The organism is Microbacterium sp. AZCO, from assembly GCF_039614715.1.
GTDB lineage: Bacteria > Actinomycetota > Actinomycetes > Actinomycetales > Microbacteriaceae > Microbacterium.
The window spans coordinates 2969499-2995912 of the sequence record NZ_CP154857.1 but is presented as its reverse complement, the minus strand read 5'-3'; the positions used below and the strand labels follow the sequence as shown (position 1 = coordinate 2995912).

At 69.4% G+C, this 26414-nt stretch carries 23 protein-coding genes and 1 tRNA gene; 16 read left to right on the top strand and 8 right to left on the bottom strand.

From position 1 onward, the window contains the following. Position 1: 1 nt before the first annotated feature. Together AAIB33_RS13795 and AAIB33_RS13790 are read right to left on the bottom strand one after the other, a co-directional pair. A complete protein-coding gene (locus AAIB33_RS13795; protein WP_345800534.1) occupies positions 2-964 on the bottom strand; it encodes an Ltp family lipoprotein in 963 nt (320 codons plus the stop codon). 593 nt (positions 965-1557) lie between these two features. Next, complete coding sequence (locus AAIB33_RS13790; protein ID WP_345800533.1) at positions 1558-1926, bottom strand: VOC family protein; 369 nt, start codon at positions 1924-1926, stop codon at positions 1558-1560. 66 nt (positions 1927-1992) lie between these two features. Between AAIB33_RS13790 and AAIB33_RS13785 the strand changes: the two genes are divergently transcribed. After that, positions 1993-2442: a MarR family transcriptional regulator gene (locus tag AAIB33_RS13785; protein ID WP_345800532.1), complete on the top strand. Its 450-nt coding sequence runs from the start codon at positions 1993-1995 to the stop codon at positions 2440-2442. A gap of 32 nt (positions 2443-2474) precedes the next feature. Here the strand turns inward: AAIB33_RS13785 and AAIB33_RS13780 are convergent, their stop codons facing one another. The 3 genes from AAIB33_RS13780 to AAIB33_RS13770 all read right to left on the bottom strand — a co-directional run bounded on the left by AAIB33_RS13780 (position 2475) and on the right by AAIB33_RS13770 (position 6733). Continuing rightward, positions 2475-3527: an LLM class flavin-dependent oxidoreductase gene (locus tag AAIB33_RS13780; RefSeq protein ID WP_345800531.1), complete on the bottom strand. Its 1053-nt coding sequence runs from the start codon at positions 3525-3527 to the stop codon at positions 2475-2477. 86 nt (positions 3528-3613) lie between these two features. Beyond that, complete coding sequence (locus tag AAIB33_RS13775; protein WP_345800530.1) at positions 3614-5551, bottom strand: alpha/beta hydrolase-fold protein; 1938 nt, start codon at positions 5549-5551, stop codon at positions 3614-3616. A gap of 153 nt (positions 5552-5704) precedes the next feature. Continuing rightward, positions 5705-6733, bottom strand: a complete 1029-nt coding sequence (locus AAIB33_RS13770) for a LacI family DNA-binding transcriptional regulator (protein ID WP_345800529.1) — start codon at positions 6731-6733, stop codon at positions 5705-5707. A gap of 135 nt (positions 6734-6868) precedes the next feature. Here AAIB33_RS13770 and AAIB33_RS13765 point away from each other — a divergent pair, with 135 nt between their 5' ends. The 5 genes from AAIB33_RS13765 (at position 6869) to AAIB33_RS13745 (ending at position 13241) form a co-directional block, all read left to right on the top strand. Continuing rightward, positions 6869-8884: a beta-galactosidase gene (locus AAIB33_RS13765; RefSeq protein WP_345800528.1), complete on the top strand. Its 2016-nt coding sequence runs from the start codon at positions 6869-6871 to the stop codon at positions 8882-8884. Beyond that, entirely contained in the window at positions 8881-9813 is a 933-nt protein-coding gene (locus AAIB33_RS13760) for a sugar ABC transporter permease (RefSeq protein WP_345800527.1), read from the top strand. Before AAIB33_RS13765 ends, AAIB33_RS13760 begins: the two co-directional genes overlap by 4 nt. After that, positions 9810-10709 carry a carbohydrate ABC transporter permease gene (locus AAIB33_RS13755; RefSeq protein ID WP_345800526.1) on the top strand — a complete coding sequence of 300 codons (900 nt, stop codon included), beginning with the start codon at positions 9810-9812 and terminating at the stop codon, positions 10707-10709. The genes AAIB33_RS13760 and AAIB33_RS13755 overlap by 4 nt, the downstream gene beginning before the upstream one ends. 72 nt (positions 10710-10781) lie before the next feature. After that, positions 10782-12113 (top strand): sugar ABC transporter substrate-binding protein, encoded by a 1332-nt coding sequence (locus AAIB33_RS13750; protein ID WP_345800525.1) that lies wholly within the window; start codon positions 10782-10784, stop codon positions 12111-12113. A gap of 141 nt (positions 12114-12254) precedes the next feature. Next, positions 12255-13241, top strand: a complete 987-nt coding sequence (locus AAIB33_RS13745; RefSeq protein WP_345800524.1) for an aldo/keto reductase — start codon at positions 12255-12257, stop codon at positions 13239-13241. A 130-nt stretch (positions 13242-13371) separates the two neighbouring features. Here the strand turns inward: AAIB33_RS13745 and AAIB33_RS13740 are convergent, their stop codons facing one another. Continuing rightward, positions 13372-14730 (bottom strand): deoxyribodipyrimidine photo-lyase, encoded by a 1359-nt coding sequence (locus AAIB33_RS13740; protein ID WP_345800523.1) that lies wholly within the window; start codon positions 14728-14730, stop codon positions 13372-13374. Positions 14731-14837: 107 nt separating this feature from the next. Here AAIB33_RS13740 and AAIB33_RS13735 point away from each other — a divergent pair, with 107 nt between their 5' ends. From AAIB33_RS13735 to AAIB33_RS13715, 5 genes are all read left to right on the top strand, one after another. Continuing rightward, positions 14838-15842 (top strand): LacI family DNA-binding transcriptional regulator, encoded by a 1005-nt coding sequence (locus AAIB33_RS13735; protein WP_345800522.1) that lies wholly within the window; start codon positions 14838-14840, stop codon positions 15840-15842. Positions 15843-16162: 320 nt separating this feature from the next. Beyond that, positions 16163-17809 carry an alpha-amylase family glycosyl hydrolase gene (locus AAIB33_RS13730; RefSeq protein WP_345800521.1) on the top strand — a complete coding sequence of 549 codons (1647 nt, stop codon included), beginning with the start codon at positions 16163-16165 and terminating at the stop codon, positions 17807-17809. A gap of 65 nt (positions 17810-17874) precedes the next feature. Next, entirely contained in the window at positions 17875-19242 is a 1368-nt protein-coding gene (locus AAIB33_RS13725) for an extracellular solute-binding protein (RefSeq protein ID WP_345800520.1), read from the top strand. A 149-nt stretch (positions 19243-19391) separates the two neighbouring features. Further along, positions 19392-20363, top strand: coding sequence for a sugar ABC transporter permease (locus AAIB33_RS13720; protein ID WP_345800519.1), 972 nt, complete (start codon positions 19392-19394; stop codon positions 20361-20363). Beyond that, positions 20360-21343, top strand: coding sequence for a carbohydrate ABC transporter permease (locus AAIB33_RS13715; RefSeq protein ID WP_345800518.1), 984 nt, complete (start codon positions 20360-20362; stop codon positions 21341-21343). The genes AAIB33_RS13720 and AAIB33_RS13715 overlap by 4 nt, the downstream gene beginning before the upstream one ends. A 239-nt stretch (positions 21344-21582) precedes the next feature. Here the strand turns inward: AAIB33_RS13715 and AAIB33_RS13710 are convergent, their stop codons facing one another. Next, positions 21583-23046: a diacylglycerol kinase family protein gene (locus AAIB33_RS13710; RefSeq protein ID WP_345800517.1), complete on the bottom strand. Its 1464-nt coding sequence runs from the start codon at positions 23044-23046 to the stop codon at positions 21583-21585. 122 nt (positions 23047-23168) lie between these two features. On the opposite strand from AAIB33_RS13710, the gene serS reads away from it, so the two are divergent. The 4 genes from serS (at position 23169) to AAIB33_RS13690 (ending at position 25747) form a co-directional block, all read left to right on the top strand. Beyond that, entirely contained in the window at positions 23169-24434 is a 1266-nt protein-coding gene (serS, locus tag AAIB33_RS13705; RefSeq protein ID WP_345800516.1) for a serine--tRNA ligase, read from the top strand. Continuing rightward, entirely contained in the window at positions 24431-25339 is a 909-nt protein-coding gene (locus AAIB33_RS13700) for an HAD family hydrolase (RefSeq protein WP_345800515.1), read from the top strand. The genes serS and AAIB33_RS13700 overlap by 4 nt, the downstream gene beginning before the upstream one ends. A gap of 58 nt (positions 25340-25397) precedes the next feature. Then, positions 25398-25482 (top strand) — tRNA-Ser (locus tag AAIB33_RS13695). Positions 25483-25543: 61 nt separating this feature from the next. Further along, positions 25544-25747, top strand: coding sequence for a hypothetical protein (locus tag AAIB33_RS13690; RefSeq protein WP_345800514.1), 204 nt, complete (start codon positions 25544-25546; stop codon positions 25745-25747). 29 nt (positions 25748-25776) lie between these two features. Here AAIB33_RS13690 and AAIB33_RS13685 read toward each other — a convergent pair whose 3' ends face one another. Further along, positions 25777-25986, bottom strand: a complete 210-nt coding sequence (locus AAIB33_RS13685) for a hypothetical protein (protein ID WP_345800513.1) — start codon at positions 25984-25986, stop codon at positions 25777-25779. A gap of 40 nt (positions 25987-26026) precedes the next feature. Between AAIB33_RS13685 and AAIB33_RS13680 the strand changes: the two genes are divergently transcribed. Then, on the top strand, positions 26027-26413 hold the full coding sequence (locus tag AAIB33_RS13680) for a PPOX class F420-dependent oxidoreductase (RefSeq protein WP_345800512.1): 387 nt from the start codon (positions 26027-26029) through the stop codon (positions 26411-26413). Position 26414: the final 1 nt, after the last annotated feature.

Here is a 26414-nt window from a genome sequence, read left to right as displayed (position 1 = left end):
TTCAGTAGCCGACCTGAGCGAGGGCGTAGTTCGCCTGGTCGGGCGTGAACTGCGAGCCGTACGAGCTTGTGAGCTGCTCGTAGAGTCCGTCGCGGCTGAACGCCATCGTGTCGAGGTAGTTCTTCGCCGCCTCGGCGGCTTCCGCGTTCCAGTCCGCGCCCACGGTGTCCGCAGCCCAGGTGGCCACGTCAACGGGGAAACCCGAACCGTACTCGCTGGACAGCTGATCGATGAGCCCCTGGCGCGAGAACGCCATGATGTCGATGTAGTTGGATGCTGCCTTCAGCGCATTCTGCTGCTCGAGCGTGTAGACCGGCTTCGGCGCCTCCGCCGTCACGGTGAACTCCGAGCCCGGCTCGGCCTTGCCCCCGAGCGCGGGGGATTGCGACGTGACGAGCCAGTCGTCGCCGGCCTCACCCGTGGCGAACGCGAACCCAGCTGCCTCGGCAGCGGCGCGCGCCTGGGCCACCGTCATCCCGACGGTGTCCGGAGCGCTCACGCGCGTCTCGGCCGGCGCCTTCGCGGCCGGTGCCGCCTCCGCCGGCGCCACTGCTGCAGGCTTGTCGAGGGCGGGCGCATCCGCGTCGCTCCCGTTCGCTCCCGAGGCGATTCCGCCGATCATGCTCGCGAGGAAGATGACCCCGGTGACGATCCAGGCGATGAGCTTGGTGCCCTTGTAGCCCTCGAGCGATCGGCCCTGCTTGTCGCGCATGGCGCCCGTCAGGATGAGCACGAGGTCGACGAGCCACCAGACGCCGAGGCCGCCGAAGGTGAAGAGCTTGAGCAGCCCCGTACCCGTCTTGCCCAGGTAGAAGCGGTCGACGCCGAAGACTCCGAGGAAGAGCGAGAGCAGCCATGTCGCCGTGAACGACTTGCCCTCACCGACCCCGAGCGGCGCGGCTCCGGCGACGGTCTGCGCCTCACCGGAGAAGCCACCAGGAGGAGCGGGCGGGGCCGGGGGCATGGGCATTGTCGCGGTGGGCGCGCCACTGTACGGTCCGGGCGGGGGCGGAGGAACGGCGGGTCCCGCCGTGACGGGCGAGGGGTTCTGGTCCGACATGGTGTCTCTCGTCTCTCTCTGATGCTCCGACCCCCGGACGGATCCGGACGGCGAAGGAGGCCGCCGTACGCGGGCGCGCCGACGGAGGGCGTGGCGAAGCCGCGCCGCGACTGCATGCGGCGATAGGCGGGACCGGTCTCCCGGCCCCGCCCTCGGGCCACCGTGCAGTTCCCACCTCGCCGCAACCCGGCAAAGCGGGAGAACACTGAGCGAGGTGCCGTTCCCAAGCCGGCAGTGAACTGCCGGAGGCCTGGCCGCGTCCGCACGATGGCGACCGGCGCAGGTCGCGGACGGCGAACCGCCGAGACCCACTCCGTCCGCACTTATGGCGACCGAGGCGTGCTGAGGGAGAGGAAGAACAGGCCTCCCCAAGGAGTCTGTTGCTTGTATCTCTATCCGTGCTCTATAAAGAGAGTATCGGAGGCCTGACCACATCGACATGGTTCCCAGGCCGCACCCGCCATACGTTCGGCGAGCACTCAGCCATGCGGGCCGGATCAGCCTCGATCGTGCAGCGTGATCGCGTAGCCGTCCGGGTCGGCGAAGGTGAATGTCCGGCCGAAAGGCCCGTCGATCGGGTCGGAGAGGATGGTGCAGCCGTCGGAGAGCAGTGCGTCATGGATGCCTTGCACATCCGTCGCGTGGAACCACGGCGCGATGCCGAGACCTGGCCGCGCGTCACCGTCGAGTTCGGTGCCGGGGAGGAGATCGCGGAGGGCGAAGGCGATCGGCGCCGTGTCGAAGACGACGGCATGCGGAGGTCCGGCAGGTGAGCGGACGAGACCGAGGTACTTCTCATAGAAGGTCTGGGAAACGTCGAGGTCGCGTACCTGGAGCGAGATGAAGTCGGGGCCGGTGGCGGGCATGGCGATGATCCTTTCAATGTGTCAGTTTTCTGACACGCTGACGTCAGTGTATGTCAGACTTCTGACATGCCGCACGATCACGCCCGAATCGAGCTCGAGACCTCGCTCGGCTACTCGCTCAAAGAGGCATCGAGCGCGCTCCGCATCGCGATGGAGGCGGTGCTGCGACCGCTCGGGATGACGGTGACGCACTACTCCTGCCTCGAGCTCCTCGCCCAGCGACCGGGTCTCTCGAACTCCGAACTCGCACGCGGCGCGTTCGTGACGCGCCAGTCGATGAACGTGCTGCTTCAGTCCCTCGAGCGGGACGGCTACGTGACGCGGCCGCCGGAGGCGCCCGTCGGCAAAGTCCTTCCCGCCGAGCTCACGCCGCTCGGCCGGCGACGTCTCGCCGAAGCGAGCGCGGCCGTCCGCGGCGTGGAGGAGCGGATGCTGGCCGGCATGACGGCCGCCGAGCAGGACGCCGCATTCCGCGCGCTCCGGAGCATGGTGCGTTCCCTGCGCGGCGACGAATAGCGCGCGCGACGGCTCGGTCCCGCGCTGCAGCCCTACCGCGCCAGCAGCTCGAGCGTCTGCACGCGGCCCGGCGAGGCATCCATCTCCTCGCCGTCGAACGATCCCGCGATCGGCGAGATCATCACCTCGTCGACCTCCCAGCGCGCGGCGAACGAGGCGATGTCGGCCCTGACGGAATCACCCGTCCCGACGAACCACTTCGCCCGCGCGCCGGCCATGATCTGCTCGCCGAGCGCATCGAAATCGGATGCGGCGGCCCGCGCCTGCTCGACCGTCTCGAGCGGCACGAGGGGACGGTTCTGCCGCAGCCGCGCCATCATCCGCAGCTGGGGGAGCGCGCGCGCCTCCGCTTCGTCGGCGGTCGGTGCCGCGATCACGTTCGCGGTCAGAAAGGTGCGAGGCGACGGCTGTGCCTCCGACGGCTGGAACTGCGAGCGATACAGCCCCAGCGCGCGCTCGAGCCCCTCCCCGGAGAAGTGGTTCGCGAAGACATAGGGGAGACCCAGGGATGCCGCGAGCTGCGCCGAATAGTCGCTCGAGCCGAGCAGCCAGACCTCCGGAGCGCCCGTCGCCGCGGGCGTCGCGTGCACCTCATAGGTGCCGCCCGAAGCGAACTGCACTGTCGCGCCCTCGGCCCCGACGAGCCGCGTGATGTCGCGCACGTGCTCGGGGAACCGCTCGACGTCGCTCGTCGTGCCCGACATGCGCAGCAGCTGCGTGATGACGGGGTCGCTCCCCGGCGCGCGACCGATGCCGAGATCGATGCGCCCGGGCGCGAGCGCCTCGAGCGCCGCGAACTGCTCCGCGACGACGAGCGGGGAGTGGTTCGGCAGCATGACGCCGCCCGACCCCACTCGGATGCGCTCGGTGCGAGACGCCGCGGCGGCGATCAGCACGGGCGGCGTCGTGGACGCCACGGCGGGCATGTTGTGGTGCTCGGCGAACCAGTAGCGCCGGTAGCCCAGCTCGTCCGCGCGCTTCACGAGCGAGAGGGATGCCGCGACCGCCTGTGCGCTCGTCTGGCCGGCCCGCACGGGCACGAGGTCGAGGACGGAAAGGGCCGGGGCGGAGGTGGCATCAGACATCGCCTGATCCAACCCCCGCCCCGGCCGATCCATTCCGGGGTGCGGGAAGGGCCCGACCGCCAGTGAGGTGGCGGCCGGGACTCGCACTACCCCGCGGCGCGCAGCTGCGCGAGCGTCGTCGTGGTGACGTCGCTCATGTTGCCCAGGCTGTCCGTCCCGCGGAACGACACGACCGAGGCGGCATCCGTCTTGATCGGCCCTGTGTACGCCGTCCAGCCGACCGTCGTGCGGCCGTTCTTCGTGATGGAGTAGTCGACACGCGCCACCGCGGAGCGGGCGTCCGTCGCCGACAGCACGACCTGCTGGCGCTGATCGATCGCGGCAGTGACGACCGGTCCGACCCAGTCCTCCTGCAGCCCGTTCTTGCGGAAGTGCGCGGAGTGCATGCCGAACGAGTCGATGAGGTGCGGCATCCAGCACGCGTCGTTGTGGTTGCCCGTCGGGTACACCGTCCACGTGTGCGGGATGCCCTTCGACGTCAGCGTCGCGTCCATCGTGCGGGCGGCGTTGTCGAAGCGGTACTCGTCGAACTCGCACGCGTCGAAGTAGTAGTCGAACGTCGACAGCTCCGCCGGCGTCATGGCGGCGGCCTGCGCGAGCGGGGTCTTGAGGCCCGCACTCGAGAAGCTCAGAGCGCCGATGTGCGAGGCGATCGACGAGAAGAGCTCGGGGTGCGAGAGGCCGATCGACCAGGCACCGAAGCCGCCCATCGAGATGCCCGTGAGGCCGCGGAACTCGGGCTGCGCAAGCGTGCGGTACTCGGCATCCACAAGGGGCATCATCTCGTTCAGGAACATGCTGCGCCACGGCGTGCCGCCGGGCTGGTCGGCGTACCAGAGCGACTCGCCGTCGGGCATGATGACGATCGACTCGGCGAGCCCCTGCGCCCAGAGGCCGTCGAGCACATCGTCGATGTTGCGCGGCTCCCATTCGCGGCTGCCGCCGTTGATGCCGTGCAGCAGATAGACGACGGGGTATTTGCGGTTCGGCTCGGAGAGGTACGACGGCGGCAGGTAGGTCACGAACTCGCGCGGCTGGCCCTCGAGCTTCGAGTCGACCGTCTCGCGGAAGAACCGCGAGTGGTCGCCCGTCTCGCGCAGGGTCGTCGAGGAGAAGTGCAGGAACTCCTGCGCCGCCGGCTGCCACACGTACGGCTGACCGTTGCGAGTGCCTGTGATCGAGCGGTTGGTGTCGACGATGAGCGATCCGTCGGCGCCCTGCACGACCTCGACCTCTCCGTCGTTGAGCGTCAGCGTGCCGCCGGACTCGGCGAGCCAGCCGCGCACCTCCCGCTCGCGGCGCTCCTTCGACCGCCCGTCGTGGAAGTAGGTCGCGTCGAGTGTCGCGAGATACGCGTCGGCGTCACCTGCGGCCAGCGCCGCCTTCTGCGTCGCCAGTACGGCCTTCACCGCAGCCGTCTGGGATGCCGAAGCGAGGGGGCCGTCGATTCCGTAGACGTTCTGCCGCACGGCATCCTTCGAGAAGATCCCGACGGGCCCCTGGTACCAGCCGCCTCCGCCGTTCATGTCGTACAGGCGCACGGCGAGGGTGTTCTCGCCGCCGAAGACCGGCGCGCCGGCCGGAACGGGGTAGAGCCGCTTCTCGAACCACTGGCTGCTCGCGTTCGGCGGCATCGATCCCGAGCCGCCGATCTTCACACCGTTGAGATACGCCTCGTCGACGTCGTCGAGGAAGCCGAGCGACGCGACGAGGTTCGCGCCCTGCGCCTCGGCGGGGAGCGTGAAGTCGAGGCGGTACCAGCCGAATCCGTCGTAGTTCGCGAACGGGGTGCCGTCGCCCGGCACCTGGATGTCCGACCACCCCGAGTCGTCGAACGACGGGTCGGCGTAGGCCGCGCTGTCTCCCTTGGTGAACTTCCACGTGCCTTCGAGATCGATCGACACCGTCTGCGGGGACGGCTCGGCGGCGACGGCGGGCGCGGCGGTGAGGATGGATGCCGCGACCAGCGCGACCGTTCCTGCGGCGACGGCGGCGAGCCGGCGTCTGATGGTGGCTTCTTCCACGTGCTCCTACTTCGTTGTGGGCTGCATGTCGGGGCCGGCGAGTGCCGCGACGGTGTGTGCACGTTCACAGAATCGATCAGAGGTTTCTGTGAACGTACACAGAGTGTCAGGGGTGTCTTCGCCTGTCAATCAGCTCTGCCCGAAGGCGTCCGATCAGGCAGAGCCGCGCCAGACGACGGGGCACTCGAGCACCCGTCCCCCGGCCTGGGGATCCTCGCCCCGCAGCTGCGCCAGCACCGACAGCGCGGCGGCCCGGCCGAGCTGATCGGCCGGCTGGTGCACGGTCGAGAGGGGAGGGTCGCACCGCAGCGCCCACGAGCTGTCGTCGAAACCGACGACCCCGACGTCGTCGGGAACGACGCGCCCGGCATCCTTGAGAACATCCATGGCTCCGGCGGCGACGGCGTCGCTCGAGGCGAAGACGCCGTCGATATCGGGATGCCGCTCCAGCAGCTCGCGCATGCCGGTCTGTCCGTCGGAGTACGAGTAGAACGGCACCCGCTGCACGAGCTGCGGGTCGAAGCGATTGCCCAGGGCATCGACGAATCCGGCGAGGCGGTCCGAGCCGGAGTCGCGGTCGAGCGCCGCCGCGATCATGCCGATCCGCTGTCGTCCCGTGGCGGCCAGGCGGGTCGTGATCTCGCGCGCGCCGCCTCGGTTGTCGATCGCGACGTAGGCGGCATCGCCGATATCCCGGGGATGTCCGACGAAGGCGGCAGGCAGTCCGAGGTCGGCGACCGCCCGTGTGATCGGGTCGCCGACGCGCGCCGAGACGATGATCACGCCGTCGATGAGGCCGCCGCTGAGGTAGCGCGCAAGCCGCTCGATGTCGCGGGGGCTGTCGGCGATGAGGAACGACAGCTGGTAGTCGGCGTCGGAGAGCGCGGCGTTCGCGCCGAGCAGGATCGATCCGATGTTGGGGTCTTCGACGAAGAGCGAGTGCGGCTCGTGCACGATGAGGCCGATCGCCTGCGAGCTCTGCATGACGAGGCTCCGTGCGGCGCGGTTCGGCACGAACCCCACCTTCGCGATGGCCGCGTCGATCGCGGCGCGCGCTTCGTCCGAGACGTACGGCTGTCCATTGAGGACACGGCTCACCGTGCCTCGCGATACCCCCGCCTCGGTCGCGACGTCCTTGACTGTCGCACGCTTGCGACGGCCGCTGCTCTCCACGCGACTCATCGTATGTGCACGCACACATGTCGGATCGATGTTTGACAGCGGATCGACGCTGTGTCTACTCTGTACACGTTCACAGAACCTCAGCGCAGAGGAACACCGCGCGGATCTGTGCACGTTCACAGATCCGAGGAGAGCATGACCCGCCCCGCCCGCCCCTTCGAGCACGACGGCATCGCGTTCGGCTGCGACTACAACCCGGAGCAGTGGGCGCCCGACGTGTGGGACGAGGACATCGCCCTGATGCAGCAGGCGGGCGTCGATCTCGTCGCGATCAACATCTTCGGCTGGTCGCACCTCGAGCCCCGCGAGGGGGAGTTCGACTTCAGCGGGCTCGACGACATCATCGGCCGTCTGCACGCCGCCGGCATCCGGGTCAATCTCGGCACGGGCACGTCCTCGCCGCCGGCGTGGCTCACCCGAGCCCACCCGGAAGTCCTGCCCATGGTGGAGGACGGCACCCGCCGCTACCCCGGCGGTCGCCAGGCGTGGTGTCCGAGCTCGCCGGTGTTCCGCGCGGCCGCGCTGCGGCTCGTCGAGGCGGTGGCCGGCCGGTACGGCGAGCATCCCGCCGTCTCGCTCTGGCATGTGTCCAACGAACTGGGATGCCACAACGCGCTGTGCCACTGCGACGTGAGCGCCGCCGCGTTCCGCGGGTGGCTGCGCGCCAAGTACGGCACGATCGACGGCCTCAACCGGGCGTGGGGCACGGCCTTCTGGAGCCAGACCTACCGCGAGTGGGACGAGATCGGCACGCCGCGCGCGACGCTCTCGAGCCGCAATCCCGGGCAGATGCTCGACTTCCACCGCTTCAGCTCGGATGAGCTGCTCTCGTACTACCGCGCCGAGGCCGACGTCATCCGCCGGCTGAGCTCTGCGCCCATCACGACGAACTTCATGGTCACGGCCCACATCGAGAACCTCGACTACTGGTCGTGGGCCGGTGACATGGACGTCGTCGCGAACGACCACTACCTCGACCACCGCCTCGACGATCCGAACGCGGAGCTGTCCTTCGCCGCGGACCTCTCCCGCGGTCTCGGCGGCGGGGCGCCGTGGATCCTCATGGAGCACTCGACGGGGGCCGTCAACTGGCAGCCACTCAACAAGGCGAAGAGCGCGGGCGAGATCCTCCGCAACTCGCTGACGCACGTCGCGCGCGGCGCCGACGGGGTCTGCTTCTTCCAATGGCGCGCATCGCTGCAGGGCAGCGAGAAGTTCCACTCGGCGATGCTCCCGCACGCCGGCACCGACTCGGCCGTCTGGCGCGAGGTCGTCGCGCTCGGCGGCATCGTCGACCGGATCGGCGAGGTCGCGGGCTCCCGCGTCGAGGCCTCGGCCGCGCTGGTCTTCTCCTGGGAGTCCTGGTGGGCGACTCAGAACGAATCGCGGCCGAGCAAGGCGCTCGGCTACCTCGACCAGGTGCACGCCGCGTATGCCGCGCTCCACGCGCAGGGCCTCACGGTCGACATCGTCGCGCCGGGCGCCGACCTCTCCGCCTACCGTCTGGTCGTCGTGCCGGGCCTGCACCTCGTCCGCGCCGCCGAGGCGGCCGTCATCACCGACTGGATCGCCGCGGGCGGCACGGCGCTCGTCACCTTCTACTCGGGCACCGTCGACGAGGAGGACCGCGTCTGGGCGGGGGGCTACACCGGCCCCTTCCGCGACGCGCTCGGCCTCCGCATCGAGGAGTTCGCCCCCGTCGAGCCGGGGACGCCTCTGCACCTCAGCGACGGAGGCACGGCGCACCTGTGGTCGGAGCGCTCGCACGTCACGACGGCGCGGGTCGAGGCATCCTTCTCCGACGGTCCTTCCGAAGGTCACCCCGCCGTCACGCGCAACACCTGGGGGAGCGGCGCCGCGTGGTACCTCGCGACCCTCCCGTCCGCCGCCGATTACCGCGCGCTCATCGCTCGCCTCGCCGACGAGGCCGGTGTGCCTCCGGCGGCGCGCGTCTGCGGGGCGACCGACGCCGTGGAGATCGTCCGGCGCCGGGGAGTGGATGCCTCGTTCCTGTTCATCGTGAACCACGGCTCGGCGCCGATCGTGGTCGAGGCCACCGGCCGAGAGCTCGTCTGCGGCACGGAGGTCTCGGGGCACGTCGACGTGCCCGGCGGCGCCGTGCGCATCATCCGAGAGGAGGCGGCCGCATGACCGCCACGGAAGTCCTCGTGACCGCGGGTCGCCGCAGCGCGCCCACGTCCAGGCCGAAGCGGCGCAGGACGCCGCACAAGGGTGCGATCGCGATCTTCACCGGTCCGTTCAGCATCCTGTTCCTGCTCTTCTACCTGATCCCCATCGGCTATGCGGTGTGGCAGTCGCTGCTCGTGGTCGAGCGCGAAGGGCTGTACGGAAAGCCCACCGAGGTGTTCGGCGGGCTCACCCAGTACGGCCTCGTGTTCCAGAGCGGCCCGTTCTGGGAGTCGGTCGGGCGCGTGCTGCTCTTCGGCATCGTGCAGGTGCCGGTCATGCTCGGGCTCGCGCTGCTCTTCGCGCTGCTGCTCGACTCGCCCGCGCTCAAGGGCAAGAAGTTCTTCCGGCTCGCATTCTTCGCGCCGTACGCCGTGCCCGGCGTCATCGCGGCGATCATGTGGGGCTTCCTGTACTCGCCCAACCTGTCGCCCTTCACGAACGTGACGCAGGCCGTCGACTTCCTCTCGCCGCAGCTCGTGCTGTGGTCGATCGCGAACGTCGTGACCTGGGTGTTCATCGGCTACAACATGCTGATCATCTACTCGGCGCTGCTCGCCATCCCGTCGGAGGTGTACGAGGCGGCCCGCCTCGACGGCGCCGGCCAGATCCGCATCGCGTGGTCGATCAAAATCCCGATCGTCGCGCCGGCACTCATCCTGACGGCCGTGTTCTCGATCATCGGCACGCTGCAGCTGCTCGCCGAGCCGCAGGTCTTCCGGTCATTCAGCGCCGCCGTCTCGTCGACCTACACGCCGAACATGACGATCTACGCGACGAGCTCCATCCCCAACCCGAACCTCGCGGCGGCGTTCTCCGTCGTCCTCGCGGCTGCGACCTTCGTGCTGTCGTTCGCGTTCCTCAAGATCACCCAGCGGAAGGCCGAGCAATGAGCCTCCTCACTCGTACCGCGGGTGCGACCGCCGACGACCTGAAGCCCGCGCGCGGTCCGCGCGAGAGCATCCTGTCCCGCGGAGCGGCGTTCCTCATCATGGGCGTCTTCACGCTCTACTTCCTCGTGCCGATCTGGTGGCTCTTCATCGCCTCCACGAAGGACCGCGGCGACCTGCTGACGACCAACCCGCTGTGGTTCGCCGACTGGAATCTCTTCGCCAACATCGGCGACCTCCTGGCGTACAACAACGGCATCTACCTGCGCTGGATCGGCAACAGCATCGCCTACGCGGGTCTCGGCGCCCTGCTCGCGACGATCTTCTCCGGCATGTGCGGCTACGCCCTCGCGAAGTACCGCTTCCGCGGGCGGGAGGCGTACTTCAACACCGTGCTGGGCGGTGTGCTCGTGCCCGCGACGGCGCTCGCCCTTCCCCTGTTCCTGCTGTTCAGCCAGGTGAACCTCACGAACACGTTCTGGGCGGTGCTCCTTCCCAGCATCGTCAGCCCGTTCGGCGTCTACCTCAGCCGCATCTACGCGACGGCGTCGGTGCCCGATGAACTCATCGAGGCGGGCCGCATCGACGGCGCGAGCGAGGTGCGCACGTTCTTCCAGGTGTCCGTGCGGCTCATGACGCCGGCGCTCATCACGGTGTTCCTCTTCCAGTTCGTGGCGATCTGGAACAACTTCTTCCTGCCGCTCATCATGCTGCGCAGCCAGGAGCTCTTCCCCGTCACGTACGGCCTCTACACGTGGAACACGCAGCTCAACCAGATCCCCGAGCTGCGCACCTACGTCCTCGTCGGGTCGTTCCTCTCGATCGTCCCGCTCATCGTCGCCTTCCTCCTCCTTCAGCGCTTCTGGCGCAACGGCCTGGGCACCGGGTCCGTGAAGTGAGCTCCCGCCGGCGGGCGAGCCCCCGGCATCCCCTGTAAATCCCGATCACCAACCCATCGAGTAAGGAAGATCATGCAGCACACCAAGAGGGCAGTCGTCACCGGCGTCGCACTGCTCAGCGCACTCGCGCTCGCCGGATGCTCCGGCACGTCGAGCAGCGATGACAGCGGCGCGGATGCCGCGACCTGCGCACCGTCCGACGGCGACGTCACGCTCGACTTCACGTCGTGGATCCCCGGCATCGAGGACGTCGTCGCGATGTGGAACGAGGAGAACCCGAACATCCAGGTGAAGGTGCAGACGGGCCCCAACGGCAACGGTGGCACCTACAAGAGCTACTTCAGCCAGCTCGAGGCGGGCAACGCCCCCGACCTCGGCCAGATCGAGTACGACGCGCTGTCGAGCTTCCGGGTGCAGGACGGACTCGAGGACCTCTCCGCGTGCGAGGACGTCGTGAAGGCCGAGAGCGAGTTCATCCCGTGGACGTGGGGGCAGGTGACGCTCGGCGGCGACGGCGTGTACGGCATCCCGCAGGACTCGGGCCCCATGGCGCTGTTCTATCGCTCGGATCTGTTCGAGCAGAACGGCATCGCCGTCCCGACCACGTGGGACGAGTACAAGGAGGCCGCGAAGAAGATCCGCGCGGCCGGCGGCTACATCACCAACTTCTCGACCGCCGACATCAACCAGTTCGCGGGCTTCGTGTGGCAGGCCGAGGGCAAGTGGTTCGCCAACGACGGCAAGGAGTGGACGGTCGACCTGACCGGCGAGGAATCGCAGAAGGTCGCCGAGTACTGGCAGGAGCTCCTCGACGAGGACCTCGTCTCGACCTACCCCGCCTGGACCGAGGAGTGGAACAACGCCTACAACTCGGGCGAGGTCTGGACGTGGAACTCCGCCGTCTGGGGCGCCAACTCGATCTCGTCGGGCGCGCCCGACACGGCCGGCAAGTGGTCGGTCGCCCCGTCCCCGCAGTGGGAGGCCGGCGGCACGAGCGCGGGCAACTGGGGCGGCTCGTCGATCGCCGTCTTCAAGGGGTCGAAGCACCTCTACGAGGCGGCCAAGTTCGCCCTGTGGCTCAACACGTCGGATGAGGCGCTGACCGCCCTCAACAAGTCGGCGAACATCTACCCCGCGACGACGGCCGGCCTGAAGCTGCCCTCGCTGCAGGAGGGCGTCGAGTTCTACGGCGGCCAGAAGATCTACGACGTCTTCGCCGAGGCGGCCTCGCAGGTGAACCCCGACTTCGTGTGGGGCCCGACGATGACGCAGACCTACGCCAACGTGTCGGACGGCTTCCAGAAGGCCGTGACGGGTCAGGGCACGCTGCTCGACGCGCTGAAGTCTGCGCAGGAGTCGACGATCTCGACGCTCAAGGCGCAGTCGATCCCGGTCGCCGGGTAACACCGCACAGCCCGCGCCGCGGGAGCAGGTCTCGCGCCTCGCTCTCGCGGCGCGGTCGTTTCGGCTACGGATTCGGGATGCTGCCGGAAAACGTTTCCGGGAACGGCCCCCGAGTCCCTTCCGGCGTGTGAGCATGGCGGAATGGATTACGTACAGCTCGGGCGAACCGGCACCTCTGTCTCGCGCATCGTCCTCGGTACGATGAACTTCGGCGACCGCACCTCGGAGGAGGATGCCTTCGCGATCATGGACCGGGCGCTGGAGCTCGGCGTCAACTTCTTCGACACGGCGAACGGCTACGGCGGGTCCGCCGGCCGTGGTACGACCGAAGAGATCATCGGCCGCTGGCTCGCCGCCCGTCCGGGTGTGCGCGACGACCTCGTGCTCGCGACCAAGGTGCACTCGCCGATGGTCGACCCGACACCGGACGGCGACGTCGTCAACGCCCGCGGCGCGGGCGCGTGGCAGGTGCGCCGCGAGGCGATCGGCTCGCTCCGGCGCCTGCAGACCGACCGCATCGACCTCTACCAGTTCCACCACATCGATCGGCATATCTCCTGGCCCGAGCTGTGGCAGGCCATGGAGGTGCTGGTCGCGAAGGGCGAGGTCGTCTACACGGGCAGCTCGAACTTCGCCGCGTGGAACATCGCACAGGCGAACGAGATCGCGAAGAGCCGCAACTTCCTCGGCCTCGTGAGCGAGCAGTCGCTCTACAACCTCGTGCAGCGCTCGATCGAGCTGGAGGTCATCCCGGCGGCCCAGCACTACGGGCTCGGCATCCTGCCGTGGTCGCCGCTCGCGGGCGGTCTGCTGAGCGGGGGGTCCTCCGACCCCAATGCACGGTCGGCGGCCGGCCGCATCTCGTCGCAGCGCGAGGAGCGCCGCGACCAGCTCGACGCCTACGAGCGCTTCGCGCAGGAGCGCGGATGGACGCCGTCGGCCCTCGGCCTGGCGTGGCTGCTGCACCAGCCCGGCGTCACCGGCCCCATCGTCGGACCGCGCACCGTCGAGCAGCTCGAGTCGGCCGTGTCGGCGCTCGACATCCACCTGAGCGCCGAGGATCTCGCGGCGCTCGACGAGCTCTTCCCCGGCCCCGGCGGCCAGGCTCCGGAGGCCTACGCCTGGTAGCCCCGTCGCCGGGCGACCGACGCCGGTGTGCACGAACTCCTCAATTTCGGCCCGCATCGGCGCCGACACGCGGCGAACCGGGCTGGAATGCGCCGGGATTGAGGAGTTCGTGCCGGCGGCCGACGGCGACTCAGCCGCGCGCGGCGCGCTTGACGTGCTCGTACGCGTCGAGGGCGGCCTTGCGCGACGCGGCGAGGTCGACGATCGGCTCGGGCGGCTCGTCGCCGCCGTACTCGGGCGCCCAGCGCCGGATGTAGAGCCCCTGCGGATCGAACTTCTTCGCCTGCAGCTCGGGATTGAAGATGCGGAAGTAGGGCGCGGCATCCGCTCCCGAGCCGGCGACCCACTGCCAGTTGAAGGGATTGTTGGCGCCGTCGGCGTCGACGAGCGTGTCCCAGAACCATTCCTCGCCGCGCCGCCAGTCGATCAGCAGGTTCTTGATGAGGAAGGATGCCGCGACCATCCGGACGCGGTTGTGCATGTAGCCCGTGTGCCACAGCTCGCGCATGCCGGCGTCGACGAGGGCGATTCCGGTGCGCCCCCGCTGCCAGGCCTCGAGCTGCGACGGTCGCAGCCGCGGCCAGGGGAAGGCGTCGAACTCGCGGCGCAGGTTGACGGTCGCGAGGTCGGGCGCGTGGAAGAGCGTGTGCCAGGCGAACTCGCGCCACCCGAGCTCCGACAGGAAGCGCCCCGCCTCGCCGCCCGCCGCCGTCGCCTCGTGCCACACCTGGAAGGGGCTGAGCTCGCCCCAGCGCAGTCGCGGTGACAGGAGCGACGTCGAGTCTGCGGCGGGCTCGTCGCGCGCCGTGCGGTAGCCGGGGAGGTCGTCGGCGAGGAACTCGCGCAGGCGTCGTCGCGCCGCGGGCTCGCCCGGCTCCCAGCGCTCGCGCAGGCCTTCCGCCCAGTCGGGATGCTGCGGAAGCAGCGCCCAGTCGTCGAGGTCGTCCGTGTCGAGCCCAGATGCCGGGCCGTCGATCGATCTCGGTTCGGGGAGCGGCGCGCGCGGCGACGGGAGGGCGAGGCACGCCCGCCAGAACGGCGAGAAGACGGAGAAGTGAGTGCCGGCGCCGGTGCGGACGGTCCACGGCTCGAAGAGGAGGGATGCCGCGAACGACTCGACCGTCACCCCCTCGTCGCGGAGCGACGTCTTCAGCGCCGTGTCGATCTCGCGCTCCGGCAGGCCGTAGCGCCGGTTCCAGAAGACCGCGCCGGCCGAGGCATCCCGAACCGTCTCCGTGACGACGCGCTCGGCCGGGCCGCGCCGCAGCACGAGAGAGCCGCCGCGCTCGGCGAGGCGGTCGCGCAGCGACGCGAGCGACCCATGCAGCCACCAGCGCGCGGCGCCGCCCAGGGGGCGGATGCCCGGTGACTCCTCGTCGAGCACATACAGCCCGATCACGGGCTCGCCGCGGTTGATCGCCGTGCGGAGGGCCGGGTTGTCGGCGAGGCGCAGGTCATCGCGGAACCACACGAGCGAGGGGGACGACATGCTCGGATGCTAATTGCGCAGAAGCGGCGGGCCGAGGTCTTGACAACGCCACGACCGTGCTTGCGGGCGCTTGCGCAAGGACGCAAGTTCTTGCGTACACTGAGCGCATGTCCAAGCGGCTAGCGGAAGTGGCGCGCAAGGTCGGTGTGAGCGAGGCGACCGTCAGTCGCGTGCTCAACGACAAGCCCGGGGTGTCGGATGCCACGCGCCAGGCCGTGCTCACCGCGCTCGACGTGCTCGGGTACGAGCGTCCCACGAAGCTCCGCGGCGAGCGGGCACGTCTGGTCGGCCTCGTGCTGCCGGAGCTCACCAACCCGATCTTCCCTGCGCTCGCCGAGATCATCGGCGGAGGGCTCAGCCAGAACGGCTACACCCCGCTCCTTTGCACGCAGAACGCGGGCGGCATCACGGAGTCCGACTACGTCGACCTCCTCCTGCAGCAGCAGGTGTCCGGTGTCATCTTCCTGGGCGGCAACTACAGCCAGGCGGATGCCGAGCACGGCCATTACGAGCGCATCCGCCAGGTGAACCTGCCGACGGTGCTCGTCAACGCGCGCATCGACGGACTCGACTTCGCGACGGTCTCGACCGACGACGCCGCCGCCGCCGAGCAGGCGGTGCTGCACCTGCATCAGCTCGGGCATCGCCGGATCGGGATGCTGATGGGCCCACTCGATCACATCCCGTCGCAGCGCAAGCTCGAGGCCGGTCGCCGGCTGCTCGAGCGCCTCGGCGCGGAGGCCGACGACCGGCTCGTCGTGCGCGGTCTCTACTCGCTCGAGTCGGGTCAGGCCGGGGCCACGCGCCTCTTCGCGCAGGGTGCGACGGCGATCGTGTGCGCGAGCGACCCGCTCGCCCTGGGCGCTGTGCGCGCGGCGCGCCGCGCGGGTTTGCGCGTGCCGGAGGACGTCTCGGTCGTCGGTTTCGACGACTCGGCGCTCATGAGCTGCACGGAGCCACCGCTCACGACGGTGCGCCAGCCGATCGAGTCCATGGGCCGCACCGTGATCGACCTCCTCCTGTCGCAGATCGCCGGAACCACCGAGCCCGGCGACGAGCTGCTCTTCGAGCCGGAGCTCGTTCTGCGCTCCTCGACCGGCCCCGCTGCGTAGCCCCGCCCGGCGAGTTTCGCCGCCACGTCGTCGGAGATCGGCATCCCGTCGGATCATCCGTGCCCGATCCCTCCGACGGTGTGGCGATCCCCGACGCTCCGGGTGACTCGCAACTCCCGACCGAGTCGCCGTCGGTGACCGAGCTTGCCGCGGGGTCGACATCGCGCTCCTCGCGACCGGGGCTCGACGCCTCGACACGCTCGGCGACCCGAACGGCCTCGATCAATATAGTTCTTGCGTAAATCCGTAGAGGACTTGCATCTCAAAGTAGCTAGAGCTACATTCAACGCACCGAGACTTCCCATCCCCAGGAGCCCGACTTGGACACCGACGTCCTGCCCCGCACGCGCATCGCCCCGCCCGACACCGACCCGCTCTGGTGGCGCTCGGCCGTGATCTACCAGGTCTACGTCCGGAGCTTCGCCGACGGGAACGGCGACGGCACCGGCGATCTGGCGGGAGTCCGCGAGCATCTCGGCTATCTCAAGACCCTCGGTGTCGACGCGATCTGGTTCAACCCGTGGTACCCGAGCCCCCTGGCGGACGGCGGCTACGACGTCGAGGACTATCGCGACATCCACCCCGAGTTCGGCACCCTCGCCGAAGCGGAGCTGCTCATCCAGGAGGCGCTGGCCCTCGGCATCCGGACCATCATCGACGTCGTCCCCAACCACATCAGCGATCGGCACGAGTGGTTCCGGGCGGCGCTCGCCGCGGGACCCGGCAGCCCCGAGCGCGAGCGCTTCTGGTTCCACCCGGGCAAGGGCGAGAACGGCGACGAGATCCCGACGCACTGGGTGTCGAGCTTCCAGGGGTCGACCTGGACTCGCACGACCAATCCCGACGGCACACCGGGGGAGTGGTATCTGCACATGTTCACGCCGGAGCAGCCCGACCTCAACTGGAACCACCCCGACGTGCGGCGCGAGCACGAGGACATCCTGCGGTTCTGGTTCGACCGCGGCGTCGCCGGAGTGCGCATCGACTCGGCGGCGCTGCTCATCAAGGACCCCGACCTGCCCGAGGTCGGCGAGAAGCTCGACCACCCCACCGAGGATCGCGACGAGCTGCACGACGTGTACCGCTCCTGGCGGGCGATCGCCGACTCGTACCCCGGCACGCGCGTGCTCGTCGGCGAGATCTGGGTGCCCGACATCGTGCGGTTCACCAACTACCTGCGTCCCGACGAGATGCACACCGCCTTCAACTTCGACTTCCTGGCGCGGCCCTGGGGCGCGGCATCCTTCCGCCGCTCGATCGAGCAGACCCTCGCGGCGCATGCCCCCGTCGGTGCTCCGTCGACGTGGGTGCTGAGCAACCACGACGTGACGCGTCCCGTCACGCGGTACGGCCGAGAAGATACGGCGTTCGCGTTCCTCAAGAAGCGCTTCGGGGTGCCGACCGACCCGCAGCTCGGCCTCCACCGCGCGCGTGCCGCCGCCGTGCTCGTCGCCGCGCTCCCGGGCAGCCTGTACATCTACCAGGGCGACGAGCTCGGCCTCCCCGAGGTCGAGGACCTTCCGCGCGAGCTCATCCAGGATCCGATGCACTACCGGTCGGGCGGCATCGATCCGGGGAGGGATGGATGCCGCGTCCCGCTGCCGTGGGCGGGCGCCGAGCCGCCGTTCGGCTTCAGTCCGGTCGGTACGCCCACGTGGCTGCCGCAGCCCGGCGACTGGTCCGACCTCACCGTCGCGGCGCAGGAGCAGGACCCGGGGTCGACCCTCAGCCTGTACCGCGAGGCGCTCCGCCTCCGGCGCGACATCGACGGGCCGCTCGAGTGGCTCGACCTGGGCGACGAGGACGCCCTCGCCTTCCGTCGCGGCGACTCGTTCGTCTGCGTCGTCAACACGGGCGACCTGCCCCTCGCCCTCCCCGCGCACGAGGAGCTCCTGCTCACGAGCACCCCCCTCGACGGCGCCGCCCTCCCGGGCAACGCCGCCGCCTGGATCCGCATCACCCCCTGATCCCCCCGAGGGCCACGCGTCGAGAAGAGGCCGGCGCGGCATCCCTCACCACGAAAGGAAATACGATGAAGTCACCAGCACGTGTCCTGCTCGCCGGTGTCGCGGCCCTCGCGACCATCGGCGCTCTCGCCGGGTGCTCCGCCGCCGGCGGCGACAGCAGCAGCGGAAAGACGGAGCTGCGCGTCGCGACGTTCCCGCCCGGTGCCGACGCGGCGGCCTACGAGGCGTTCGCCGCGCAGGAGAAGCAGTTCGAGAAGGCCAACCCCGACATCGACATCATCGGCGTGGAGTACGAGTGGGAGGGCCCGACCTTCGCCGTCCAGCTCGCCGGCGGCAGCCTCCCGGACGTCTTCACGGTGCCGTTCACCGACTCCAAGACGCTCATGGAGAACGGTCAGCTCATGGACGTGACCGACGAGGTGAAGGCGCTCGGCTACGAGGACAGCTTCAACCCGATCATCCTCGACGGCGTCAAGGACGAGAAGGGCCACATCTTCGGCTTCCCGCGCCAGGCGTACGCGATGGGCCTGCACTACAACCGCGACCTGTTCGAGCAGGCCGGCCTCGACCCCGATCAGCCCCCGACCACGTGGGACGAGGTGCGCGAGTACGCCAAGAAGATCTCGGATGCCACGGGCAAGGCGGGCTACGCAGAGATGGCCATCAACAACACCGGCGGCTGGCAGCTGACGGCGCAGACGGTCGCACGCGGCGGACGCACGCAGACCGACAACGCCGACGGATCCGCCGAGTCGACGATCGACAACGACGCGACGAAGTCGGCGCTGCAGTTCCTGCACGACCTCAAGTGGGAGGACGACTCCTTCGGCTCGAAGGTCGACCTCGACTGGGGCACCATCAACCAGGAGTTCGCCGCCGGCAACATCGGCATGTACACGTCGGGGTCCGACGTCTATACGGCGCTCGTCCGCGACTTCGGCATGGACCCGTCGATCTACGGCCTCGCCGTCGTGCCGACCGAGGGCGACGACCCGGGCACTCTCGGCGGCGGCGACATCGCCGTCATCAGCCCGACCGTCGACGACACCACGAAGGCCGCCGCGGTGAAGTGGATCGACTGGTACTACATGCAGAAGCTGCTGAACGAGGATGCCGCGGTCCAGGACGCGAAGACGCTCAACGAGTCCGACCAGGCCGTCGGCACCCCCGTGCTGCCGGTGCTGAGCCGCGACCTGTACGAGAAGTCCCTCGAGTGGATCGAGCCGTACATCAACGTGCCGCGCGACCAGATGACGCCCTTCACCGACGCCATCTGGGACCAGACGCCGGTCGGCGAGCCCAAGAAGAAGACGCAGGAGATCTACGCGCTGCTGGACTCGGTGGTGCAGTCGGTCCTCACCGACCAGAACGCCGACATCGACGCGCTGCTGAAGCAGGCGCAGTCCGACGCGCAGGCGAAGCTCGACGAGTAGCCGGCGGTCCCCGAGCCTGTCGAGGGGTGGTCCCCGAGCCTGCCGAGGGGTGGTCCCCGAGCCTGTCGAGGGGTCGCCCACGACGCCTCGACAGGCTCGGGGACGGGAAGACGGCCGGAGATCAGCCGGAGAAGACAACCGGAGACGAAATGACCATGACGACGAAGGAGCGGCCGGCCGCGGCATCCATCCCGCCCGCCGACGCTCCACCCGCGCGGCGACGACGCCGGCGCACACCCGTGACCTGGTATCGCGGCGGCGGCCTGTGGAACCTGCTCTTCGTCGCGCCGATGGTGTTCGTGTTCTTCTTCTTCTCGTGGCGGCCGATCGTGCAGTCGGTCGTCATGAGCTTCGAGAAGACCAACCTCATCGTGTCGACGTTCGTCGGGCTCGACAATTACGTCGCGGTGCTGACCGATCCCGAGCTCGGCCGCGCCGTCGTCAACACGATCTACTTCGCGGTCCTCGCTCTGCTGTTCGGCTTCCCGCTCCCGCTGTTCGTGGCCGTGCTCATGAGTGAGGTCCGCCGCGCGAAGGGCCTCTACTCGGCCCTCGGGTACCTTCCCGTCGTGATCCCGCCCGTCGTCGCGGTGCTGCTGTGGCGCTTCTTCTACAGCGCCGATCCGAACGGCGTCTTCAACACGGTGCTCGGCTGGTTCGGCATCCCGCCCCAGCCGTGGATCCAGTCCGCCGTGCAGGCGATGCCGTCGCTCGTGCTCGAGGCGACGTGGGCCGCGGCCGGTGGGTCGATCATCATCTACCTTGCGGCGCTCCTGTCGGTGCCGCCCGAGCTGTACGACGCGGCCGAGGTCGACGGTGCGGGCATCTGGCGCAAGGTCTGGCACGTCACGATCCCGCAGCTGCGTGGCATCCTCTTCATCATGCTGATCCTGCAGGTCATCGCGACCGCGCAGGTGTTCCTCGAGCCGTACCTCTTCACGGGCGGCGGTCCGGCGGGCGCGACGAAGACGATCCTCCTCTACATCTACGACAAGGCCTTCCGGAACAGCCTCGGCGGCGACCTCGGCGAAGCGACGGCCGTCTCGGTGCTGCTCGCGATCGTGCTCGCCGTCCTGTCCTGGGTGTACTTCAGGCTGACCGACCGCTGGAGCACGCAATGAGCTCGATCATCAAGGGTGCGGACGCTCCTCGGTCCCTGAGCCTGTCGAAGGGTCGCGGACTCGTCTCGCGACGGCGCCGACGTCGGTCGAGCGTCGACGACGACACCGTGCGCACCGTCATCTCCGACTCCGAGCGCCGTCGTCCCGGCACGCGCCTCGGCATGGGCCTGACGCATGTCTTCCTCTTCGTGACGCTCGTGATCGCGGGCCTCGGGCCGATCCTGTGGCTCGCGAAATCCGCCGTCACGCCGACGCAGGACACCCTGACGCAGCCCTTCGCCCTGTGGCCCAACGGCATCGACTGGGCGAATCTGTCCACGGCGTGGAACGACATCCACATCGACCAGTACTTCTTCAACACCGTCGTGATCGCCGCGGGCGCGTGGGGGTCGCAGCTGTTCATCGCGACGACCGCGGGCTATGCCCTCTCCGTGCTGCGGCCGAAGTACGCGCCGATTCTCAACGCGCTCGTGCTCGCGACGCTGTTCATCCCGGGGATCGTGCTGCTCGTGCCGCTCTACCTGACGATCGTGCACCCGCCGCTCATCGGCGGCTCGCTGCTCAACAACTACCTCGCCGTGTGGCTGCCGATGTCGGCGAACGCGTTCAACATCCTGCTGGTGAAGCGGTTCTTCGACAATCTGCCGCGCGAGGTGTTCGAGGCAGCGAAGACCGACGGCGCCGGCCCCTTCCGGCTCTTCTGGTCGGTCGTGCTGCCGATGTCGAAGCCTATCCTCGGCGTCGTCTCGGTCTTCGCGATCATCGCCGCGTGGAAGGACTACCTCTGGCCCATGCTCGTGCTGCCCGACCCCGCCGTACAGCCGCTCTCGGTGCGCCTTCCCGCCGTGCAGAGCCAGACCGAGCTCGACGTCTTCCTCGCCGCCCTCGCGATCGCGACGCTCATCCCGATCGCGATGTTCCTGGTCTTCCAGTCCGTCTTCCTGCGGTCGGCGGGTCTCGGGGGCGCCGTCAAGGGGTGATGGATGCCGCGGCAGCGGCTCCGGCCGTGCACGAACTCCTCAACCGACGGATGCCTCGGCAGCGGCTCCGGCCGCGCACGAACTCCTCAAATGACGGATGCGTCGCCCCAGCTCCCGCCGTGCACGAACTCCTCAAGAACTGTCGTCTCGGCGGGCGACACGCCGCACAGCGGCCCCGCCCGCACGGTTCTTGAGGAGTTCGTGCACGCGGGTCGCCGGTTCCGGCAGGAAGACCGGCCCTAGATGCCGTCGATGTCGTGACCGGAGGGCACCGCGATCGCGAGCCCCTCGTGGACGACGCGGGCGCGGATGCTCACCGCCTCGCCGAACTCGTCGCCGTCGAGCTGCACGAACTGCGCGTCCGACGTGCCGACCTCCAGCTCGGCGCCCCGCGCATAGCGCACGGCGTTGTCCCTCGTGCGCAGCGCGAGCACCTGCCGGCCCGCACGGAACTTGCGCAGGAAGCTGTTGTCCCACGCGACGCGGCGCCAGACGAAGAGCCACCCGAAGAGTCCTTTGGGCTGGAAGATCACGACGTCCATGGTGCCGTCGGTGACGGATGCCTCGGGGATGAGCTCGAGCCCAGCCGGGAGCGACCCGCAGTTGGCGAAGAGCACGCTCTGCACGCGGGCGGAATGAAGCCGGTGACCCGTGATCTGGTACATGATGCGGAACGGCTTGGCTCCGGGGAGCGAGCGGGCGGCGCCGTCGACGTACGCGACCCAGCCCACCGACTTCTTGAGCTTCGAGTTGGTGTTGGCGATCATCGCCGCGTCCAGCCCCATGCCGCCCATGACGACGAAGGCCCGCTCCTCGGTCTTGCCGTCCGGCCGGCGCAGCGCCGCGAAGCCGATGTCGACGCCGACGGTGTGGCCGTCGAAGGTCGCGCGGATCATCGCCTCGGGATCGTCGAGGGGAAGCCGCAGGTTGCGGGCGAGCAGGTTGCCCGTGCCGCTCGGCACGATCGTGAGCGGCACACCGCTCGACGCCATCGCCTCCGACACGGCTCGCACGGTGCCGTCGCCACCCGCGACGAGCACGGCGTCCACGCCCACCTCCAGCGCCTGGCGGGTGACGTCGTCGCCGAGGTCGTCGACCGTCGTCTCGTAGAAGAGCGGTTCGGACCAGCCGGCCTCGGCGGAGAGCCGCTCGACCGACGCACGCAGGGTCTCGGCATCCACCTTGATGGGGTTGTAGACGAGCGCCGCCTTGGGGTTCGGGCGCTCCTCACCGCCGCCCATCGCCTTCGTGTCGCCCTCGGTGCCCACGCGGCGCGCTTCGCCCGACTCGTCGTCGGACGTGTCGGACGAGATGTCTTCCGGCTCGTGGATGACGCTGTCGGGCTCGGCCGCCTCCACGGGGTCGGGCTTGTCGCCCGACGTGGCGGGCTTCTCGTTCGCCTCGGCCGGCTTGTCGCTCGCTTCGCCCTGCTCGGGCTTGTCGCCCGTCTCGCCGTGCTCCGAGTCGTCGTCCGCCTCGCCCTTGTCGGCCTTGTCGCTCTCCTCGTCGGCGGAGTCCGACGGCTGAGGCGGGATCTGGTCGCCCTCCTCGGCGGCCAGCTTCTCGGCCTGCGCGCGGATCGCCTCCTCGGAGATGGCGATCTCGCGCGTATCGGGACCGTCGGCGTAGATCTTGTCCGAGGGGTGGGGCGGGTCCTCCGCCGGTCGAGCCGTGTCGTCGTCTGGCCCGGTGCCCGCTGTCATGCGTACAACCATAGAGCCGCGGCATCCCTCTCCCGCTAGGGCTTGCGGTCGCGTCGTTCGGCCGTCCACGACCTGAAACCGCGGCGGGCGGCATCCACTCGGCCCGACCCTAAACTTGACGGATGATCGATCCCGTTCTTCTCCGCGAGAATCCCGAGCTGGTCAAGCGCTCGCAGGAGGCACGGGGGGAGTCGCCCGACACGGTCGACGACGCTCTCGCCGCCGACCGGTCGCGCCGCGCGGCGATCACGACGTTCGAAGAGCTCCGCGCCGCGCAGAACGCGCACGGCAAGAAGGTCGCGCAGGCTCCCAAGGAGGAGAAGGCCGCCCTCGTCGCCGAGGCGAAGGAGTTGAGCGACCGGGTGAAAGACGCGCAGCGTGCGGTCACCGAGGCCGAGGAGGCGTCGGACGCCGCGTTCGCGAAGCTCGAGAACATCATCATCGACGGGGTTCCCGCCGGAGGCGAGGCCGACTTCGTCACGCTCCGCACGCGCGGCGAGCCCGCGCAGTTCGACTTCGAGCCCCGCGACCACCTCGAGATCGGCGAGATCCTCGGCGCGATCGACATGGAGCGCGGCACGAAGGTCTCGGGCAGCCGCTTCTACTTCCTCACGGGCATCGGCGCGCGCCTCGAGCTGGCGCTCATGACGCTCGCCCTCGACCGCGCGCTGCAGGCGGGCTTCACGCCGATCATCCCGCCGACGCTCGTGCGGCCCGAGGTCATGCGCGGCACGGGGTTCCTCGGCCAGCACGCCGACGAGATCTACCACCTGGAAGAGGACGACCTCTACCTCGTCGGCACGAGCGAGGTGCCTCTCGCCGGGTACCACATGGACGAGATCCTCGACTTCGCGCGCGGCCCGAAGCGCTACGCCGGCTGGTCGACCTGCTACCGCCGCGAGGCGGGCTCGTACGGCAAGGACACCCGCGGCATCATCCGCGTGCACCAGTTCAACAAGCTCGAGATGTTCATCTACACGACACCGGATGACGCCGAGGCCGAGCATGATCGCCTCGTGGCGATGCAGGAGGGGATGCTCCAGGACCTCGGTCTCGCGTACCGGGTGATCGACGTCGCCGCCGGAGATCTCGGTTCGAGCGCCGCGCGCAAGTTCGACGTCGAGGCGTGGGTCCCGACGCAGGGCGCCTACCGCGAGCTGACCTCGACGAGCAACTGCACCACGTATCAGGCTCGGCGGCTCGACATCCGCTTCCGCCCCGACGGAGGAAAGACGCAGCACGTCGCGACGCTCAACGGCACGCTCGCGACCACGCGCTGGATCGTCGCGATCCTCGAGACGCACCAGCGTGCCGACGGCTCGGTCACCGTGCCCCAGGTGCTGCGTCCGTACCTGGGCGGTCTCGAGGTTCTGGAGCCCATCGCGTGACCGAGGCGCATCTCCCGCCGACGGGCAGCATCAAGGTCGTAAAGCCGAAGAAGGCGGCCAAGCTCGTCGAGGAGATCGCGCGCGACACCGAGGACCCGGCCCTCGCCACCGACCGCCTGCTCATCGTGCTCGATATCGACGGCACGATCATCCTCGAGGACGAGTCGCTGTCGCCCGGAGTCGTCGAGGCCGTCGAGCACGCGCACCGCGCGGGCCACGAGGTGATGCTCGCGACGGGGCGCTCGTGGGAGGGCACTCGCGGCATCCTCCGCGCTCTGAGGATCGCGCCCGAGTTCGTGGTCTGCTCGAACGGCGCCGTCGTCCTGCGTCGCGTCGACGGTGACGAGGTCGACTACGAGCGGTTCCACGTCGAGACGTTCGACGCGACCGAGGTGCTGACGCTGCTGCGCGAGCACCTCCCCGACGCGCGCTACATGGTCGAGCTGCCCGACGGCCGCCGCCTCTACACGGAGTGGCTCGACGACTGGAACCTGATCAACGCCGCCCGTGTGCCGTTCGAGGAGCTCACCGCCCAGCCCGTCTGCCGCGTCGTCGTCGTGTCGCCCGGGCAGAGCGAGCAGGACTTCGTCGACCTCGTCTCCCGCATCGGTTTGAACCAGGTGTCGTACGCCGTCGGCTGGACGGCGTGGCTCGACATCGCGCCGAAGGGCGTGGACAAGTCGACGGGCCTCGAGCACGTGCGGCAGTGGCTCGGCGTCGACCCCGCGCACGTGCTCGTGATCGGGGACGGCCGCAACGACGTCGGAATGTTCGAGTGGGCGCGCAAGCACGGGGGACGGGCCGTCGCGATGGCCCAGGGCCCTCAAGAGGTTCGGGATGCCGCCTCCGAGGTGACCGCGTCGGTCGAGGCCGGCGGCGTCGCCGAGGTGCTCCGCAAGCTCTGACGCGCGTCGCCGTCGGATAGACTCGCGTGCGGTCGACGGATGCCGTTGCATCCGCCCGGGAGGGTTGTCCGAGCGGCCGATGGACCTGGTCTTGAAAACCAGTGGGCAGCAATGTCCCGTGGGTTCGAATCCCACACCCTCCGCTTATTCGTCGGCGATGGCAAGCCCCCTCCCGGAAGTCGGAGCGGGGGTCAGGCTGAGCGCATGACGGGACGAGAAGACGCCACGCAGCCCCTCGATCACCTGCCGCCGCGCGACGAACGCGACGACGAGGTGGATGCCGAGCAGCCCACCTATCCTGATGTGGGCAGGCCCGCAGACAGACCGGATGCCTCGCCGCGGACGGCCGCGGAGCCCGACAAGCCGAACCGGCACGGGGTGGACAAGCTGCCTCCCACCGGTCGCTGAGCTGCCGGGCGCGAGACGCGGGAAGACGCCTACGGCCGAGCCGACCCCTGCCGCTCGTTGCCCCGCTTGTAGTGTCCGGTGACCCGCGCCATCACGAGCTGAGGGTCGTCGCGCTCGACGGCGTCGAGGAACTTCGCGGCGGCCGACTTCCGCAGCGTCGCGGCCGGGCGTCCGTTGTGGCGGATCTCCACGGAATCGCCGCGGACGGTGAAATCGAAGCCGCTGGGTTCGGGAGCCATGAGTCCGAGCATGCCGCACGTCTGCGGTTAGCGTGTAAGCGTGCGAGCACTGACCCCTGACGGAATCGAGTTCACCCGCGAGCGCCACCTCGCGACGCTGTCGACCCTCGCACCGTGGGGCGGAATCCACACGGTGCCCGTCGGATTCACGCTGCACGACGGCATCCTGCGCATCATCACGTCGGGCGGCTCCCAGAAGGTGCGCAACATCCGCCGGGACGGGACGGCCACGATCAGCCAGCTTCAGGGACCGGACTGGATCACCTTCCAAGGAACGGCGACCGTCCACGACGACCCGGACGCCGTGGCGGAGGCGGTCGCCCTCTACGCCCAGCGCTACCGACAGCCGCGCGAGAACCCGCTGCGGGTTGCGATCCACATCACGCCGCATCGGCTGATGGGCAGCTCCCGCATGGTCGAGAGTTAGA

Coding starts and splice junctions, on each gene's coding strand:
- AAIB33_RS13795 (WP_345800534.1), bottom strand. CDS start 964: ATGCCCCCGGCCCCGCCCGCTCCTCCTGGTGGCTTCTCCGGTGAGGCG.
- AAIB33_RS13790 (WP_345800533.1), bottom strand. CDS start 1,926: ATGCCCGCCACCGGCCCCGACTTCATCTCGCTCCAGGTACGCGACCTC.
- AAIB33_RS13785 (WP_345800532.1), top strand. CDS start 1,993: ATGCCGCACGATCACGCCCGAATCGAGCTCGAGACCTCGCTCGGCTAC.
- AAIB33_RS13780 (WP_345800531.1), bottom strand. CDS start 3,527: ATGTCTGATGCCACCTCCGCCCCGGCCCTTTCCGTCCTCGACCTCGTG.
- AAIB33_RS13770 (WP_345800529.1), bottom strand. CDS start 6,733: ATGAGTCGCGTGGAGAGCAGCGGCCGTCGCAAGCGTGCGACAGTCAAG.
- AAIB33_RS13765 (WP_345800528.1), top strand. CDS start 6,869: ATGACCCGCCCCGCCCGCCCCTTCGAGCACGACGGCATCGCGTTCGGC.
- AAIB33_RS13760 (WP_345800527.1), top strand. CDS start 8,881: ATGACCGCCACGGAAGTCCTCGTGACCGCGGGTCGCCGCAGCGCGCCC.
- AAIB33_RS13755 (WP_345800526.1), top strand. CDS start 9,810: ATGAGCCTCCTCACTCGTACCGCGGGTGCGACCGCCGACGACCTGAAG.
- AAIB33_RS13750 (WP_345800525.1), top strand. CDS start 10,782: ATGCAGCACACCAAGAGGGCAGTCGTCACCGGCGTCGCACTGCTCAGC.
- AAIB33_RS13745 (WP_345800524.1), top strand. CDS start 12,255: ATGGATTACGTACAGCTCGGGCGAACCGGCACCTCTGTCTCGCGCATC.
- AAIB33_RS13740 (WP_345800523.1), bottom strand. CDS start 14,730: ATGTCGTCCCCCTCGCTCGTGTGGTTCCGCGATGACCTGCGCCTCGCC.
- AAIB33_RS13735 (WP_345800522.1), top strand. CDS start 14,838: ATGTCCAAGCGGCTAGCGGAAGTGGCGCGCAAGGTCGGTGTGAGCGAG.
- AAIB33_RS13725 (WP_345800520.1), top strand. CDS start 17,875: ATGAAGTCACCAGCACGTGTCCTGCTCGCCGGTGTCGCGGCCCTCGCG.
- AAIB33_RS13720 (WP_345800519.1), top strand. CDS start 19,392: ATGACCATGACGACGAAGGAGCGGCCGGCCGCGGCATCCATCCCGCCC.
- AAIB33_RS13715 (WP_345800518.1), top strand. CDS start 20,360: ATGAGCTCGATCATCAAGGGTGCGGACGCTCCTCGGTCCCTGAGCCTG.
- AAIB33_RS13710 (WP_345800517.1), bottom strand. CDS start 23,046: ATGACAGCGGGCACCGGGCCAGACGACGACACGGCTCGACCGGCGGAG.
- serS (WP_345800516.1), top strand. CDS start 23,169: ATGATCGATCCCGTTCTTCTCCGCGAGAATCCCGAGCTGGTCAAGCGC.
- AAIB33_RS13690 (WP_345800514.1), top strand. CDS start 25,544: ATGACGGGACGAGAAGACGCCACGCAGCCCCTCGATCACCTGCCGCCG.
- AAIB33_RS13685 (WP_345800513.1), bottom strand. CDS start 25,986: ATGGCTCCCGAACCCAGCGGCTTCGATTTCACCGTCCGCGGCGATTCC.